12 protein-coding genes are annotated in these 16,682 nt (G+C 71.4%); 4 read left to right on the top strand and 8 right to left on the bottom strand.

The features are described 5' to 3' along the window. Positions 1-3: 3 nt before the first annotated feature. The 3 genes from WMF19_RS42575 to WMF19_RS42565 are packed head-to-tail and all read right to left on the bottom strand — an operon-like array spanning position 4 to position 3,358. The gene (locus WMF19_RS42575) at positions 4-1,170 is read right to left on the bottom strand and encodes a DegT/DnrJ/EryC1/StrS family aminotransferase (protein WP_437895603.1); all 1,167 of its coding nucleotides are present in this window, start codon (positions 1,168-1,170) and stop codon (positions 4-6) included. Beyond that, positions 1,167-1,946, bottom strand: a complete 780-nt coding sequence (locus WMF19_RS42570; RefSeq protein WP_437895602.1) for a WecB/TagA/CpsF family glycosyltransferase — start codon at positions 1,944-1,946, stop codon at positions 1,167-1,169. Before WMF19_RS42570 ends, WMF19_RS42575 begins: the two co-directional genes overlap by 4 nt. Beyond that, positions 1,943-3,358, bottom strand: a complete 1,416-nt coding sequence (locus WMF19_RS42565; RefSeq protein WP_437895601.1) for a radical SAM protein — start codon at positions 3,356-3,358, stop codon at positions 1,943-1,945. Before WMF19_RS42565 ends, WMF19_RS42570 begins: the two co-directional genes overlap by 4 nt. A gap of 154 nt (positions 3,359-3,512) precedes the next feature. Between WMF19_RS42565 and WMF19_RS42560 the strand changes: the two genes are divergently transcribed. After that, a complete protein-coding gene (locus WMF19_RS42560) occupies positions 3,513-4,778 on the top strand; it encodes an oligosaccharide flippase family protein (protein WP_437895600.1) in 1,266 nt (421 codons plus the stop codon). A gap of 52 nt (positions 4,779-4,830) precedes the next feature. Here WMF19_RS42560 and WMF19_RS42555 read toward each other — a convergent pair whose 3' ends face one another. From WMF19_RS42555 to WMF19_RS42545, 3 genes are all read right to left on the bottom strand, one after another. Further along, the gene (locus WMF19_RS42555; RefSeq protein WP_437324548.1) at positions 4,831-5,718 is read right to left on the bottom strand and encodes a sugar transferase; all 888 of its coding nucleotides are present in this window, start codon (positions 5,716-5,718) and stop codon (positions 4,831-4,833) included. Positions 5,719-5,779: 61 nt separating this feature from the next. Next, a complete protein-coding gene (locus tag WMF19_RS42550; protein ID WP_437895599.1) occupies positions 5,780-6,577 on the bottom strand; it encodes an SDR family NAD(P)-dependent oxidoreductase in 798 nt (265 codons plus the stop codon). Further along, entirely contained in the window at positions 6,570-7,622 is a 1,053-nt protein-coding gene (locus tag WMF19_RS42545) for a radical SAM protein (RefSeq protein ID WP_437895598.1), read from the bottom strand. The genes WMF19_RS42550 and WMF19_RS42545 overlap by 8 nt, the downstream gene beginning before the upstream one ends. A gap of 140 nt (positions 7,623-7,762) precedes the next feature. Between WMF19_RS42545 and WMF19_RS42540 the strand changes: the two genes are divergently transcribed. Then, positions 7,763-8,701, top strand: a complete 939-nt coding sequence (locus tag WMF19_RS42540) for a UDP-glucuronic acid decarboxylase family protein (RefSeq protein WP_437895597.1) — start codon at positions 7,763-7,765, stop codon at positions 8,699-8,701. A 230-nt stretch (positions 8,702-8,931) separates the two neighbouring features. On the opposite strand, the gene WMF19_RS42535 is transcribed toward WMF19_RS42540, so the two are convergent. Further along, the gene (locus WMF19_RS42535) at positions 8,932-9,879 is read right to left on the bottom strand and encodes a glycosyltransferase family 2 protein (protein ID WP_437895596.1); all 948 of its coding nucleotides are present in this window, start codon (positions 9,877-9,879) and stop codon (positions 8,932-8,934) included. Between the two features lie 313 nt (positions 9,880-10,192). Here WMF19_RS42535 and WMF19_RS42530 point away from each other — a divergent pair, with 313 nt between their 5' ends. Together WMF19_RS42530 and WMF19_RS42525 are read left to right on the top strand one after the other, a co-directional pair. Further along, positions 10,193-11,830 carry a hypothetical protein gene (locus WMF19_RS42530; protein WP_437895595.1) on the top strand — a complete coding sequence of 546 codons (1,638 nt, stop codon included), beginning with the start codon at positions 10,193-10,195 and terminating at the stop codon, positions 11,828-11,830. Between the two features lie 142 nt (positions 11,831-11,972). Further along, entirely contained in the window at positions 11,973-13,289 is a 1,317-nt protein-coding gene (locus WMF19_RS42525; protein ID WP_437895594.1) for a winged helix DNA-binding domain-containing protein, read from the top strand. Positions 13,290-13,355: 66 nt separating this feature from the next. On the opposite strand, the gene WMF19_RS42520 is transcribed toward WMF19_RS42525, so the two are convergent. Further along, on the bottom strand, positions 13,356-16,427 hold the full coding sequence (locus WMF19_RS42520) for a kelch repeat-containing protein (protein ID WP_437895593.1): 3,072 nt from the start codon (positions 16,425-16,427) through the stop codon (positions 13,356-13,358). Between the last annotated feature and the right edge of the window lie 255 nt (positions 16,428-16,682).

Raw genomic sequence — 16,682 nt, 5'->3', positions numbered from 1 at the left:
CCCCTACGTCGCGCCCAGGAGGGCGGGCATCGAGGAGCGCGCGAGCAGCCGCCGCGCCTCCAGCTCCTCCGCGACGCCGTGGATGGCGGCCTCGACGCGCTCGAGCGTCTCCTCGCTCATCCGGCCGTGCAGGGGCAGGCAGACCTGGCCCGCGCAGAGCCGGTCCGTGTTCGGGAGGGCGACGCCCGCGGGGAAGCAGTCCAGCGCGTGCAGAGGCGGGTAGAAGTACCGGCGCGCCTCGACGCCGCGCCGCGCGAAGGCCGCGATGGCGTCGTCGATCGGGGCGTCGATCAACCCGACCCCGAGGTTCTGCCCGTTGGGGTTCACGCCCGGCGGGATGCGCTGGGCGCGGTACACCTGCGGGTGCCGGGACAGGGCCGCGCGCAGCCGGTCGAGGTACGTCCGCCTGCGGGCCAGCGCCTCCGGGAGCCGGCGGAGCGACGCGAGCGCCAGGGCGGCGCGCAGCTCGTCCAGCTTGGCGTTCATCCCCGGGACCGACGCCGAGAGCGGCTGCGTGAGCCCGTGGTTGCGCAGCCGGCGCATCGCCGCGCTGACCTCCCGGTCCGGGGAGACGACCACGCCGCCCTCCGCGGCCACGAGGACCTTGGTGGCGTGCAGCGAGTAGGTCGTCGCGGTGAGGAGCGCCTCGGCCTCCCGGCTCGCCGTCTCGGTGCCCATGCCGTGCGCGTTGTCGTAGATCACGGCCGCGCCCGCGCCGCGGGCCTCGCGCGCGATGGCGGCCAGATCGGGCGGGACGCCGAACACGTTGACCGGGAGGACCAGCGTGGCGCCGTGCTCCGCGAGCAGGCGGCGCAGGTGCCCCGGATCCAGCGTCCAGGTCTCCGGGTCGACGTCGCAGAAGACCGGCTCGAAGCCCGCGTGCACCGCGGCGTTGAGCGTCGCGATGAAGGTGAAGGCCGGGAGGATCGCCTTGCCCCGCCGCACCGCCGCGGCCTCGATGGCGAGGCTGATCGCGACGGCGCCGTTCGATACGGCCACGGCCTCCTCGACGCCGAGGAACGCCGCGATCGCCCGCTCGAAGCCCTCCGCGAGCGGGCCGCCGTTGCTCAGCCGCCCCGAGCGAAGGACGTCGGCGATCTGCGCCGCGATCGCGTCCGGCTCGTCCACCTGCGGCAAGACCATGGGGATGAAGGGTCGCTGGTCGCTCATGCTTGTCTCTCCGGACGAAGGCGCTGGTGTACGACGCGGCCGATGAACTCCGGGATGCCGAGCAGGTACCGCCGCCAGAGCCGCCGCGGCTCGACCGCCAGGCGGTAGAGCCACTGGACGTGGTTCCGGCGCACCCACTCGGGCGGGTACGCGACGGCGCCCGCCACCTGATCCAGAAGCCCTCCCATACACCAGGTGGCGCGCACCTGGAGCGCCCCGAGGTGCTGGCTCACCCAGAGCTCCTGCTTAGGCGGGCCGAGGCCGACGATGAGCAAGGCGGCGCCCGAGCCGTTGATCTCCCGGACCACCGCCGCCTCTTCCTCGGGGGCGAAGTACCCGTGGTGAACGCCGGCGATCCGGAGCCCCGGGCGCTCCGCGGCCAGGCGGCGCGCGACATCGTCGGCGATCCCGGGCGCGCCGCCGAGCAGGAAGACCGAGGCCCCGCGCTCGGCGCAGAGGTCCGCGATCCGGCCCAGCTCGACCGGGCCCACGTTGATCCGCTCCGGGCACGGCCCGCCCAGCAGCCGCGCCGCCCAGACCACCCCGATGCCGTCGGCGTACACGACGTCGGCCTGGGACACCGAGGCGCGGTACGGCGACTCGCGCGCCGCCAGCGTGGCGCAGTACGCGTTGACGTAGGTGTAGTAGTCGGGCCTGGCGCGCTCCGCCTGCAGCGCCTCGTCCAGGCGGCGCAGCAGCTGCTCGAAGGAGAGCCGCGTGACGGGGACGCCGAGGACGTCGACCCGGGGCGCGCTCGAGGGCGCAGCGACGGTCATGCCTCGCCCCTGGCCGGCGCCACCTTGTCCTGCGCGCTGATGAACGCGCGAGGATCGGTGACCGGCTCGCGATCGAGGACGGGCCGCGCCTCGTCGGTGCCGAACATCGCGACGTAGTCGCCGTGGAACCCGTCGCAGATGTCGCGCAGCGCGCACCGCTGGCACCCCGCGCCCTTCTGGTAGCCGTTGTGCTCGACGCGGTTCAGCGCGTCGTGGCGGTAGGCCTCATCGCGATCCCCGCGGCGGCGGAGGAGCCTGTAGGACAGCCCTTCCAGCTTCCTCATCACGGGGCCGAGCCGCGGGTTCGTGTCGGCGCGGAGCATCCGGCCCCGGAGGTCGATCGCGTCCGCCAGGCGGAGGAGCGGCTGCCGGAGCCGGCCGAGGCGCGGCCGCGCGCCGAGCGGGACGGGCGGCGACACGGCGCCGGCCCGCATCCGCTGCGGGCCCTTGTTGGTCCACGTCCAGCTCGCGAAATCCCACTCGTGCGGGTCGTACGAGAGCTGCTGGTAGTTGTACACCGACGGCCAGTGGCGCTCGGGGACGATGCAGTGGGGCAGGTACCGGACGTTCGCCTCCACGCCGGCCTGCGCGAGCACGTCCAGGGCCTCGTCGAGCGGGCCCCGCAGATCGCCATAACGAGGCACGTTCTCCGCGGTGCGTGCGCCCTCCTTGCGCTGATCCGCGAAGGGGTTGAAGGCGAGGAAGTTGACGGCGCGCGCCCCCAGCTCCACCGACAGCTTCGCGATCGCCGGCAGCTGCGGCACCGCGAGCTTGGACATCACGCAGTTCACGCGGAACGGCACGTCGAGCGCGATGAGGTGGTTCAGCGCGCGCATCTGGCGCACGTGCGCGCCGCTCACGCCCACGGCCGCGTCGTGCGCCTTCCCGAGCCCCTGGACGCTGACAAGGAAGTCGGCGACGCCGGAGTCCTTGAACTGCTGCGCCTTGTCGCGCTTGTCGAGCACCAGCGCGTTCGTGATGAGCGTCGGCGCGAGGCCGATCCCGGCGCAGTACCGGATCAGCGCATGGATGTCGCGCCAGATGGTCGGCTCGCCGCCCTGGATGTCGATCGCGTCGTTCCCGTAGAACTCGACGAGGGTCCGGCAGATCTCCTGCGCCTTCTCCAGCGACATGAACGGGTGCTCGGGGTGCTCCTTGTCCTCGATCCGATCGAGGAAGTAGCAGAAGTGGCAGCGCAGGTTGCACGTCTGCCCGAGCCACAGCACGCCGCGGCGCGTGAGCGCTCGCGTCTGGCCGTGGGGCCGCGGCGCGGCGGCCGGGCGCGCGGCCGGCACGGCCAGGGCGAGGGCTCGCTCGAGCAGGATCTCCGGCGGCTCGATGTCCGCCGAGACCAGCGACTCCTTTCGCCTGAGCTGCACCAACGAAACGTTGCCATCCGTGCTTGTCTTCACGTGGTCCTCTCCTGGATTCGATCCTTCACGCACGGCGCGCGGCGCCCTGCCGCTTCACGTGACTGCTGCCGGGAAGTTGAACCGCACCGCGATCGGGGCGATAGGGGAGCGGCATGCGCGCGCGGCGACCTCCGGTGAGGGATCTCCTCGATCCATGACGTCGTCGGCGCCCCGCGAGGACGCCCCGCCGCCGGCGAGGCGAAGCGTCTCGGGCAGCATGGCGCTGAAGACCGCGAGCGATCTCGTCTCGCGCGGCGTCCGCATGCTCCTCGCCGTGGTCGCCGCGCGGCACCTGGGGCCGGCGGGCTTCGGCGACTACAGCTACGCCTTCGCCGTGGGCTTCCTGCTCGGCGAGCTCTCGGACCTCGGCCTTCACCTGTTCATCGCGCGGGAGGTGGCCCGCGATCCCGGCGCTCCCATCGGCCCGCTCGTGCGCCTCAAGCTCGCCGTGACGCTGGCCGCCGGCGCCGTCGGCCTCGTGGTCGGCCTCCTCGCGGGCGCGGCCTCGCCGCGCCGGACGCTCGTGTGGCTGCTGACGGCCGCGTGGCTGATGGCCTCGTTCGTCGAGATGCTCAACCAGGTGTTCCGCGGGCACCAGCGGATGGAGCGCGAGGTGATGGTGGCGGTCACCATGGCGGTCACGTCCTTCGGGCTGGGGACGGGGGCGCTGCTCTCCGGGCTCGGCGCGCTCGGCCTGGCGTGGAGCCTCGTCGCGGGCCACCTGGTCGCCCTCACGCTGGCCCTGGCCCTCGCCGCCCAGCTGCTCGAGCGCCGGCAGTGGTCCAGCGAGGGCGCGGCGCTGCCGCAGGGCTTCCTCCGCGAGGCCGGGCCGCTCGCTGTGGTGATGCTCGCCAGCCCCCTCTACTTCCAGCTCGATCTCCTGATGCTGGGCTGGATGAGCACCCCCCACGCGGTCGGCGACATGAGCGCGGTCCAGCGCATGATCGGCGGCGCCATGATGCTGCCGGGCGTCGTGCGCGCGGCGGTCTTCCCCGCCTTCGTCGCCAGCCGCTCCGCGAGCGCCCGCAGGCGCCTCGCCACGCTCACCTTCGTCGGGCTCATGGCCGCGGGCGCGCTCATGAGCGCCGTCGTGTGGTGGATGGGCGGCCCGCTCGTCCGGATCGTGTTCGGCCCCGACTACGCGAGCGCCGTGCTGCCGCTGCAGCTCCTGACCACGGCGCTCGTGTGGATGGTGCCGGAGCTCGCCATCGGCCCGATGCTGTTCGCCGCGGGCCAGCAGCGCCCGTACGCGGCCCTCTGGACGGCGACCGTGCTCCTCATCGCCGCCGGGGACCTGTGGGCGGTGCCCGCGCACGGCGCCGCCGGCGCGGCCGCGGTGAAGCTCGTGGTCACGCTCGGCCTCGTGGCCGGCGAGGTGATCGTCCTCTTTCGCGTCAGGGACCACCTCGGGGCCGCCTGAGCGGCCGAGGAGCGGGCCTCTCGCGGCGTCGTCGATCGCCCGGCGCACCACGTCAGTAGCTCCCCACGCCGAAGAGCATGCGCAGCGGCGTGATCGCCATGATCTTCAGGTCGCCCCAGAAGCTGGCGTTGGCCAGGTAGTAGATGTCGAGGATGACGCTCTGGTCGAAGGTCACCTGGTTGCGCGCCACGACCTGCCACAGGCCCGTGATCCCGGGGCGGCCGTCGGTGCGGAGGCGGTGCCACGCCTTGAGCGCGTCGTACTCCGCCATCGGATAGGGCCTCGGCCCCACCAGGGCCATGTCGCCTTTGAGGACGTGGAGGAGCTGGGGGATCTCGTCGAGGCACAGCCAGCGCAGGACGCCGCCCAGCCGCGTGATGCGCGGATCCCTCGGGTGCTTGGGGATGACGACCCCATCGTCGCGCACGAAGCCGGGGATCTCGCCGCGGATGACCGAGAGCCGCGCGGCGTCGCTCCTGTCCTCGCCGTCCCGGCGCCGCGTCCGCATCGTCCGGTACTTGAAGAACAGGAACGGCTTCCCGCGCAGCCCTGCGCGCGGAGCGACGTGGAACGCCCCGCCCGGGGACTCGAGGCGGATCAGCAGCGCGATCGTCAGCCACAGCGGCGCGCCTCCGAGCAGCACCGACAGGGCCACGAGCACCTCGACGGCCCGGGTGGCCGCGGCGTCGAGGCCGCCCCGCTCGCCCGAGCCGAACCGGACCACCGGGAGCCCCTCCGCCGTCCGCTCGGACAGGCCGAGGCGCTCCGCGAGCCACTCGAGGTCCCGCGAGGCGATCGCGACGGCCTGCGCCCGCTCGCGCGCCCGCTGCAGCACGTCCCCCACCGCGTCGAGGCCCTCGACGACGACGGGGGCGCCCGGATCCGCCGGAGGAGGCGGCGCGGTTGCACGTTGAGCGAAGGACGTCGTTGCAACGGTCAAGAAAACCTCCTGGTGGTCTCCGGTCCGGCGTCGCGGCGGTCCCCCGCCCTGCCGTCTCGCCTCAGCCCTCTCTCAGCTGCTCCCCGAACGCCCGGCGCGTCCGCCACCGCGCCCACGCCGGAAAGAGCTCTCCCACCACGCTGCGGAGGCGGAGCCGCAGCGGAGCGCCGCCCTGCGCCCGCGGCTCGCGCCAGAGCGCGGCCACGGTCTCGGCGACCCGGTCCACCGGGACGCCGCCGTCGTGCGGCCGGGACACCGAGCCCCGGCGCCGCCGCTCGTCCTCGTGCAGGCCCGTGTCCACCCAGCCGGGGTGCACCTGGGAGACCCGGATCCCCCGGGGCGCGAGCTCGAGATCGAGCGCGTCGCTGAGGCCGCGGACGGCGAACTTCGTGGCGCAGTAGACGCTCTTCATGGGCACGGCGCGGAACGAGACCTCGGAGCCGACGTTGATGATGTGGCCGCCGCCCCCCATCGCCTGCGCCGCGTGCCGGCAGCCGAGGATGACGCCGAGGAGGTTGGTGCGGACGATCGCCTCCACGTCCTCGAGCGCCATCTCGTCGAGGCGCCCATAGCCCTCCCGGGCGGCGTTGTTGACGACGACGTCGATCCCCCCGAGAAAAGCGCGAGCCGCGCCGAAGAAGGCGCGCTGGGAAGCGTCGTCGCCGACGTCCACCGCGCCCGTGCCGAGCCGGCGGCCCGCGCCCTCGGGCGCTGCGCTCTGCTGCAATGCGACGAGCGCCCGCTCGTCCCGCGCGCCGGCGAACACCCGGTGCCCCTCCGCGAGCGCGCGCGCGACGATGGCCCGCCCGATCCCGCGGGAGCCGCCGAGCACGACGATGGCGAGCGTCCGCTCAGGCACGCGCGACCCGCGCCAGCAGATCTCGCCCCAGGCTGCGCGCGAGGAGCTTCTCGCTGCTCACGAGGTGCTGCTGGTTGAGCCACGGCGCCGCGCAGGCGAAGCAGCCGTGATCGCGCAGGTGCTCCCACGCGGCCCGGACGCCGACCTCGAGCACGCTCCTGGCGGGGAAGTCCGCGAGCCGCTGGTTGCACGGGTACATGCGGCCGTCGCCGTCGATGAAGGCGTAGTACCTGCCCGCGCTGCACGGGAGGTACGGGAACCGCTCTCGCCGCTCCTCCCGGGTGACGCGATCCGCGTCGTGTTGTTGCCACCAGCGCGCCATGTTCTCCCAGACGAGCTCGCGAAAGACCATCGGCGCCCCCCGGCGCTTCTGCTCGAGCAGCGCGTCGGCCAGGGCCTGCCGCTCGCCCGCGTCGAGGGAGTTGTCGCCGTGCACGCGCAGCTGCCGATCGGACTGCGGCGCGTAGCTCATGACGACCTCGAGCCGCGCGCCGAAGCGGCCCGCCAGATCGAGGAGCCAGGGCACCTGGTCCTTGTTCCGGCGGTTCAGCACCGCCTTCACGATGCGCGGAATGCCGCGCGCCTGGCACGCCTCGAGCGCCGTCATGGCCACGGCGAAGGTCCCCTGACCGCGGTTCAGATCGTTAATCGGCTCCGGACCGTCGACGCTCACGACGATCGAGCTCAGGTTCGCGAGCTCATCCACGCGCTCCTTGACGCGGAATCCGCTGGTGACCATTCCGACCGAGATCCCTCGGCTCACCGCCCGCTCGATGATGCGGCCAATGGATTTGTGCAGCATCGGCTCGCCGCCCGTGAGCGTCAGGACCGCCGTCCCCAGCGCCGCCGCCTCGTCCACGATCGCGCACAGCTGCTCGACCTTGAGCTGTCCGATGTCGTCCTGCCGGTGGTGGTAGTCGCCGTAGCAGTACTCGCAGCTCAGATGACATCGATTGGTAACACACACATCCACCCAGATCGGACGCGCTTCGCGGGCGAGCTTTGCGCGGACGAGCGAACCCAGGTAGCGAGGCGAGCGGTGCACGCTCGGCATATTAAGGAACTCGCCTCCAGATGTCATCCGGTCTTTGTAATTACTATTTCCTATGGTAGAGGTCCTTCGACCGATCACGGTGCCACGGCCCCGAGCTTTACCGAACAGCGCGTCAAGGAGGTATTTTTCCGATGAGTGCGAGCAAGCGAATCCTGGTCACGGGTGGGGCTGGTTTCCTCGGGTCGCACCTCTGCGCACGGCTTCTGGCCGACGGGCACCACGTGATCTGCGTCGACAGCATGGTGACGGGGCGTGACGAGAACCTCGCGCCGCTGCTGAAGAACCCGCGGTTCGAGCTGCACCGCTGTGACGTCAGCCAGCCGTTCCGCTTCGAGGTCGAGCAGATCTACAACATGGCCTGCGCGGCGTCGCCCGTGAAGTACCGGGCTGATCCGGTGCACACGCTCAACACGAACGTGTTCGGCGCGATCAACGTCCTCCGCCTGGCGCAGGACCTGGGGGCCCGGGTCCTGCAGGCCTCCACCTCCGAGGTCTATGGCGACGCGCTCGTCCACCCGCAGCACGAGGACTACTGGGGGAACGTCAACCCCATCGGGCCGCGGGCCTGCTACGACGAGAGCAAGCGGGTCGCGGAGACGTACTTCTGGGAGTACCGCCAGACCCGAAACGTCGATACCGTCATCGTGCGCATTTTCAATACCTATGGCCCGAACATGGACCGGAACGACGGCCGGGTCATCGCCAACTTCGTTGTGAAGGCGCTCCGCGGCGAGGCGCTGGAGCTGTACGGCGGAGGCCACCGCACGCGCTCGTTCTGCTTCGTCAGCGACCTGATCGAGGGGCTGGTCCGCGTGATGAACGCCAAGGACCTGACCGGGCCGGTCAACCTCGGGAATCCTGCCGAGACGAGGATGCAGGACCTCGCCGAGCTCATCATCCGCAAGACCGGCGGGCGCGCGAAGCTGACGATGAGCGATGGCCTCATCGACGATCCCCAGCGGCGCAGGCCCGACATCTCCCGGGCGACGGAGCTGCTCGGCTGGCGCCCTGTGGTGGATCTCGACTCGGGCCTCGATCGCACGATCGACTGGTTCCGCCCGCGCGTCTGACGTCCGGTGTTGAGCGCGGGGAGCAGGCTCGCGGGATACGAGCTCAGCCGCACGAACGCCGTTCACGTCGAGCGAACGTGAAATGAGACGCCAAGGCGCCAAGGACGCCAAGAGCAGAAAATATTCTGGCGTCTTGGCGTCCTTGGTGCGCTTGGCGGTTCGAAACTCTGCTCTTTTCTGGTGGGTTTAACCCGCCTGCCGCGCTAGAGGCGCCCAGCCGGGGCAGGCGCTCAGCCGCCCTTCGACGGGAGGCGGCCGGAGGTGGCCATGACGCGCCCGCCGCGGCCGGCGCTGACGTCCGCCAGGATGCGATCGCGCTGCGCCCGGATCCGCTGTCCGAGCACGCGGTGGATCGCGGCCCTGAGGGCCATTCCCCCGAGCCCGCGCGTGACCGCGCCGGGCCCCGGCGCCGATCTCAGCCGGTCCAGGAGGATCTTCGCCGCCGTCTGCGCCGAGAGCAGGCGGGCGCCGTCGCGGCGGTAGAGCTCCGGGTAGCTCGAGCGGAGCTGCTCTCTCGCGGCGGCGTTGCGCGCCAGCGCGCGGACCACGTCGGCCATGCTGTCCACCTCGAAGTGGATGGGCGCCTCGGGGACCACGACCAGCGCGTCGCCGGCGACGAGCGCCGTGAGCCACGAGTCCTCGGTCACGAGGTCGACGGGCAGCCGAGGGAGCGTCCCGGCGGGCAGGAGCCCACGATCGGCCATCACCGCGCCCAGCCGATCGCGATCGATGGCATAGAGGCGACCGGAGATGTAGTCCTGACCGAGGCTGGTCGTCAGCAGGCGGAGGACGGTGCCGAGCGGCGGGGGCGGCGCCCCGCGCGGCTGCTCGAAGGCCGCGGCGACGGCGGCGTGCGGAGAGCGCTCCAGGGCGCGCAGCAGGGCCGAGATGGAGCCCTCGGCCGGGCGCACGTCCGCGTCCGTGAACACGAGGCGACGGTTGCGCGCCCGGGCCACGAGGGCGTTCCATGCGTTGTTCTTTCCGAGCTCGCTCTCGATGACGGCGAGCCGCGGCTCCCGCTCCCGGAACGCCTCGACGACACGCTCGGTGCCGTCCGTGCACCCGTTGAGACAGACGAGGATCTCGTCCACCTCGGGGCCGAGCCGCGACAGCTCGGTGAGGGTCGCCTCGATGGTGCGGACTTCGTTGTACGCAGGCAGGCAGATGCTGGCAGCCATCGACTCCGACGCATACCACCACGCCGGCTCGGGTGTCACGCGGCGCGCGCCACGCGGGATGGCCACCCAGGAACTGACGATGACGACGATGGCGACGATCGCGACGACGCCGGCCGCGCCGGCGATGTCGACGCGTCCGCACCCATTGCACGAATTTTGGGCTTGGGTAAGCCTCCTGATTATGTTAGCGTAAGAACAACCCCGCGTGACTACAAAGTCCGCCGGAGGTTCGCGCCGTCGCGCTGGTCTCGCGCCTGACGTCATCGTGATCCTTGGGTGTGCCGGTCCAGGTGCGGCGCTGAAGGGAGAGCTTATGCACAGGCTTTTTGCGTTCGTGCTCGCTGGCACGGTGCTCCTGGCAGCCTCGCCGCCCGCGCATGCGAAGCGGCCGATCCTCGCCGAGGGGTCGCCGATGCACGGCACCAATGGGATGAATGTGGGGCCGGATGGTCGGCTGTACGTCGCGAGCTTCCTTGGCAATGAGATCGCCATCGTGAACCGCAACAGCGGAGCCATCGTGGATCGGCTCGACGCGTCGGACGGGATCGATGGCCCGGACGACCTCACGTTCGGCCCGGATGGCTCGCTCTACTGGACCTCGCTCATCCCTGGCAATGTCGTGAGGCACGCGCCGTCGGGCGCGATCACCGAGCAGTTCGTCGCGCCGGGGGTCAACCCCATCACGTTCTCCGATACGGGGCGGCTCTTCGTGGCGCTCGACTTCTTCGGTGACGGGCTCTACGAGGTCGATCCGGAGCTGTCGGCTCCGCCGCGCCACATCGCGAGCAACCTCGGCTTCCTGAACGGCATGGACTGGGGGCCCGACGGCAGGTTGTACGGGCCGATCTGGACGCAAGGCAGGGTGATCAGCATCGATGTGGACTCCTGCACTGGCGCTGTCGACCCGGACGTGGAGTGCGACCTCCAGACGGTCGCTGACGGCTTCTTCATCCCTGCGGCGGCCAAGTTCGACGGGCTCGGCCGGCTCCACGTGGTCGATCAGAACGGCGAGGTGGTGCGGGTCGACATCGAGACGGGCGAGAAGGAGGTCATCGCGGAGCTCACGCCGGGGCTCGACAACCTCGCCTTCGACCCGCAGGGCAATCTCTACGTGTCGAGCGCCAGCGACGGCTTCATCGTCCGGATCAAGCCGAACGGCCAGACGCGCACGATCATGCAGGGCGGCATGATCATGCCCGGCGGCGTGGCCGTGACGACCGAAGGATGCGCCGAATCGGTCTATGTGGCCGATCTGTCGTCGCTGCGGAAGTTCGATGGGGACACGGGCGCTCCGCTGGGCGTCGAGCGGTCGTTCCTCGGTCAATCGGAGTTTCACGCGCCTGCCACGGTGTCTGCGGACGGCTCGAATTTGATCTTGACCGCGTGGTTCAGCAGCGTGGTCCAGACCTACGACCCGGCGACGGCGACGGTCCTCGAGACGTACAGCAACTTCGTCTCGCCGCTCAACGCGGTCCGGTTCCAGGGAGATCTCGTGGTGGCCGAGCTCGGCGCGGGGCCGGGCGCGGCGCGCGTCGCCCGCCAGACGGCAGGCGGCCCCGTGACGCTCGCGCCGATGACCGTGCCCTCGGGCCTCGCGGTGTCGGGAGGCGACCTCTGGGCCGCAGACTGGGCCACGGGCCAGGTCCTCCAGGTGGCGGCGGGGGGCGTGACGCTCTCTCCGCCGCTCGTGGTGGCCGACGGCCTGGATCAGCCGGAGGGCATGGCCGTCGATCTGGACGGCACCCTGCTCGTCGTGGAGGTCGGGAAGCGCCGCCTGCTGCGCGTGGACCCGTCGACGGGGCACACCTGGGTCGTGAAAAAGCACCTCGAGGTGGGGCTCGAGCCGGTCACGGGGACGGTGCCGACCTACGCGTTGAGCAGCGTCGCCGTGGGCCCGTCAGGGACGATCTATGTCTCTGGCGACAAGGGCAACGTGCTCTATCGATTCTGACCCAATCGAGACGAGGAGGCGCTGTTCTCGTTCGTCCTCGCCCCCTGAATCCAGACGTGAGGCTCGCGACCTGCTGCTCTGGCCAGGAGCTGCAGGCGACCCATAGAGGATGAGCCCCGTTTCGCGTAAGCTCGCGGGCTGCATGACCGTCCCGACGCTGACACGAAGAGACCTCAACCGGGCCACGCTCGCGCGGCAGATGCTGCTCGCGCGGGAGCAAACCACGGTCGTCCACGGGATCGAGCGGCTGATCGCCCTCCAGGCCCAGCTGGCGCGGCCGCCTTTCATCGGGCTCTGGTCCCGGCTCGCGGCGTTCCGGCGCGAGCAGCTCGTCCAGCTCGTCGTGCGCCGAGAGGTCGTCCGGGCGCCGTTCCTGCGCGGCACGCTGCACCTCGTGAGCGCAAGGGACTACCTGGATCTGCACCCGATCATCGCGCCGGTGCTCCACGCCGGGATGCGGTCTGTCCTCCGCGAGCGCGCGGACGCCCTCGACATCGCTCGGCTGGTCGCCCTGGCGCGCGCGTACTTCGACGCGGAGCCGCGGACCATGGACGAGCTGCGCGATCACCTGGCCGAGCTCCACGCCGACGGCGACGTGCGGGCCATGGCCCTCGCGGTTCGCATGCACCTGCCGGTCGTCCAGGTGCCGGCCGAGACCCCGTGGGGATACCCGGGAACGGCGGACTTCGCCCCGGCGGCGTCCTGGCTCGGCAAACCGCTCCGCGACGGCGGCGCGCCGCAGGCGCTCGTGCTGCGTTATCTCGCGTCGTTCGGCCCGGCGACAGCGACCGACGTGCAAACGTGGTCCGGCCTGACCCGCGTCAAGGAGGTGCTCCACGCCATGCGAGAGCAGCTCTGCGTGTTCCGCGACGAGCGAGGCCGGGAGCTCTTCGACCTGCCCGACGCGCCGCGGCCGCCCGCGGACACCGCCGCGCCGGCCCGGTTTCTCCCCGATTACGACAACCTCCTTCTCGCGCACGACGACCGCACGCGGGTCATCGCGGACGAGCATCGCCCGCGGATCGTCATGTCCGCCAACCTGCGGATCCTGCCGACGTTCCTCGTGGACGGGTTCGTGGCCGGCACATGGACGATCGAGCGGAAGAGGGCCACGGCGGCGCTCGTGCTCGATCCGTTCGAGGCCCTTGGCAAGGCGGCGCGCGAGCAGCTCGCCGAGGAAGGGGAGGCGCTCCTCCGATTCATGGAGGAGGACGCCGGCGCGTTCGAGGTGCGCTTCGGGAAGAATGGATCCCCGAAGGCGCCTGCGGCGCGGGCGAAGAGCGGCGGAGCCGCCAAGGCGCCTGCGGCGGCGGTAAAGGCGAAGAGCGGCGGAGCCGCGAAGGCGCCTGCGGCGCGGGCTAAAGGCGGGGGTGCAGCGAAGGCGCCTGCGGCGCGGGCGAAGGCGAAGAGCGGCGGAGCCGCGAAGGCGCCTGCGGCGCGGACGAAGGCCACGAGATGAGGCCGCCGGCTGCCCCCCTCATTTCAGTGGCATTGTGGCGAGAGAATTAGAAAGCAGGGAGACGGACTACCGAGGACGAGCGCGGCTGGAGCGGCCGCCGACCCGCGACCGCGAGAGTCGACGCTGAAGCGCGGCTCCGGCGACGGCGAGATAGAAGGCCATGGTTCCGCCACCTGACGCCGCTGGCCCCATGGTGCAGCCGTGGTCCCTCGGCGATCCCTCTCCGGGGCCGGTCGATGAGCTCGATGACCCCGTGTTTTCATCGGGTCCGGCCCCCGCAGCGCTGCTCGATACGGTGGCTGCCCCTGGGCCGCCGGAGCCTCCTGCACCGTTCCCGCCGTCTCCGCCGGCTGTGCCCGTCGAGGTTCCGCCCGCCGAGCCAACGGACGAGCTCATTTCGCCGCCGCCGGCGCCGCCCACGCCACCAGCGCCGCCCACGGCGCTGTCGCCGCCGCCAGAGCCGCCAGCACCGCCAGCGCCACCCGCGTCGCCGGCGCCACCAGCACCGCCCACACCGCCAGCGCCACCCGCGTCGCCAGCGCCACCCGCATCGCCGGCGCCACCCGCGTCGCCAGCGCCACCGGCGGTGCCAGCACCGCCCACACCGCCGGCGCCACCCGCGTCGCCAACGCCGCCAGCGCCACCGGCGGTGCCAGCACCGCCCACACCGCCAGCGCCATCCGCGTCGCCAGCACCGCCAATTCCACCAGCGGCGCCAACGCCACCAGTCTCACCAGCGCCGCCCACGCCACCAGCAGCGCCCACGCCGCCGCTTCCGCTGCCAGCGCCGCCCGCACCGCCGTCTCCGCCGTCTCCGCCGCCAGCGCCGCCTCCGCCGCCAGCGCCGCTGTCTCCACCCGGGCCGCAGCCATTGTCCCCGGCGCTCCGCGGATGGGGATCGTACAGCTCCGCATCCTTCTTCCCGTCCACGATGAGGGCCTGGTCGCCCGGAAGCAACGCGGTCACATGAGCGAGGTGGGACATCACGGTGGATGGAGCGGGTGTCCAGGAGTTCGTCGAAGGACGATAGATCTGCGCGACCGTCCCGCCGATGGCGAGCACCTCGCCCGTCGACAACAGCAGGGCCGAGTTGTTCACGCCCGACCCGATCAACATCGGCGCCGTGGGTGTCCAGACGTTCGTCGCCGGGTCGTAGACCTCCGCCGTCGTGTCGACGACGAGCACGCGGCCGTCCAGGAGCCGCGTCGCCGCAGGGTGGCTCCGAGGCGTCCCCATGGGTGCCGCCAGCGACCAGGTATGGGTCGCTGGATCGTAGATCTCGGCGCTGGCGAGCGCTACCGCGGTCGAGAGGCCCGTGCTGTCTTCGAGTCCATTGCGCCCGCCGACGACCAGCACCCTGCCGTCTTGCAGCAGCGTCGCCGCGTGCTCCGCGCGCCCGACGTTCATCCGCGCCACAGGGACCCAGGTGTCGTCGGCCGGCCGGTACAGCGCGGCCGATCGGATCCTGTCGATGGTGTACGGGTCGAGGGGGTCGAAAAACATCTCACCTCCCGCGATGAGCACCTCGCCGCTCCCGAGCAAGGTCGCCGTGTGCTTGGATCGCCACACGCTGTCCGGCGCGGCCAGCGTCCAGACATTCGCCGCCGGATCGTAGATCTCGTTGTTCAACTCCAGCGCCGGAGAGTCGTTCGGGATACCGCCGCTGATGAGCACCCTGCCGTCGGCGAGGCGTGTCAGATCGGGAGAAGACCGCGCGAAGTTCAAGGGAGCCGCCGTGGAGAGCGTCATGCTCGAGGGGTCGTAAAGCTCGTTGACCGCAATCGGGCCGATGCCGCCCGCGATCAGGATCTTTCCGTCCGGGAGCTCCACTGCCTTTGCGAAGTTCCGCGGCGTGTTCACCGGTCCGATCGGCGTCCCTGCGGGGGCGGCCGAGGGATCATAGATCTCGGCCCCGGGATGGCGCAGGCCGCCGACGAAAAGGACCTTGCCATCCGGAAGCAGGGTCGCGGTACCTGCGCGGCGGGCCCCGTCGTTCACGGGACCTGACGAGAACGTTCGCGTGCTCGGATCGTAGACCTCGACCGGGTAGGCAATGTGGAGGTTCGATCCCATGCCCGAGACGACGACCCGCCCATCGCACAGCCGCGTCGCCGTGTGCCTGTCGCGCGGCACGCTCAGCGGGCCGGCGGGCGTCCATTCATTGGTGTCGGGATCGTAGACCTCGGTCGCGACCCCCCAGCTGGACACCACAAGCACGTCGCCGTCTTCCAGCAAGGTCGCCGTATGCCCGGATCTGGCTTGAAGCATGCTCGGCCCCGGGGTCCATGCGCCGGTGGTGGGGTCGTATATCTCGACGCTGGAGGAGGTGTTGCTCGCCGCGGTCCTGCCTCCCGCGACCAGCACGCGGCCGTCCAGCAAACGCGTCGCCGTGTGGTCATTGCGCGCGATGGCCATCGCGGGCGTCGGCGACCAGCCGCCCGTCGTGGGATCGTAGATCTCGGCGGTGGCCGCCGCGAGGCCCCCGGCGACGAGCACCCGCCCGTCGTCGAGCACCGTCGCGGTATGCGCCCCCCGCGCCCAGGTCATGGGCGCGGTGAAGGTCCACGTGTCGGTCGTGGGATCATAGAGCTCCGCCGTGCCGAGCGCCCCGCCGCCACCCGTGACGAGCACCCTGCCGTCGGCGAGCAGGGTCGCCTGGTGGGCCCCCCGCGGCTCGTTCATCGGAGCAGCAGGCACCCAGGCGTCGAGCACGGGATCGTAGATAGCCGCGGTGGCGACCGGGAACAGCGTGAAGTCAGTATCCTGCTTGTATCCGCCCGCGATGAGCACCCTGCCGTCCGCGAGCGAGGTCGCCGTGTGCACCTCGCGGAGCGTCGCCTCGGGTGCGGCCGTGACGGTCCACGCCGGGTCGACGAGGAGCGGCATGCCTGTCTCCTCGATCCAGAGCGAGATCACATCGCCTTGCACGTCCAGCCGGGTCGCGATGCGTCCGAGCGGCGAAGCATAGGCCTCGGGAGCCGACACGATGATCCTCGCCTCCCCTGCCGCGTCGAGGACCTCCACGTTGGCGCCGCGGCGCTGGAGGCGCGCTCCTTCGACCTGCCACGAGGCGAGCGCGTCACCCGCAGGCGCCGCACATCCGAACCCGCACGGCAGGCCGACGAGCAAGAACAGCACCCCCCATCGCGCAAAACACCATGCAGCAAGACGCCACGCATGGCCATGAATCGCCTTTGTGCCCATATCCTTCCTTTCCCTGGTGCTCGCGCTCGTACCGGCCGGCCAGATCACCGGGCCCTCCCCTCCGAGGCAGCTCATCGAGCGAGACGTCGGCATGAGCCGTGCGACCTCCCCGAAGCGAGACGCCAGGCGGCCTCCTGGCTGCCGACGCTCGCTCGGTCTCCGCTTGGATGCGACCAGCGGCGACCCCAT

It is taken from the genome of Sorangium sp. So ce124, from assembly GCF_051525235.1.
Taxonomy (GTDB): domain Bacteria; phylum Myxococcota_A; class Polyangia; order Polyangiales; family Polyangiaceae; genus Sorangium; species Sorangium atrum.
The sequence above is the reverse complement of the archived record's forward strand: the minus strand, read 5'-3'. Positions and strand labels throughout refer to the sequence as shown.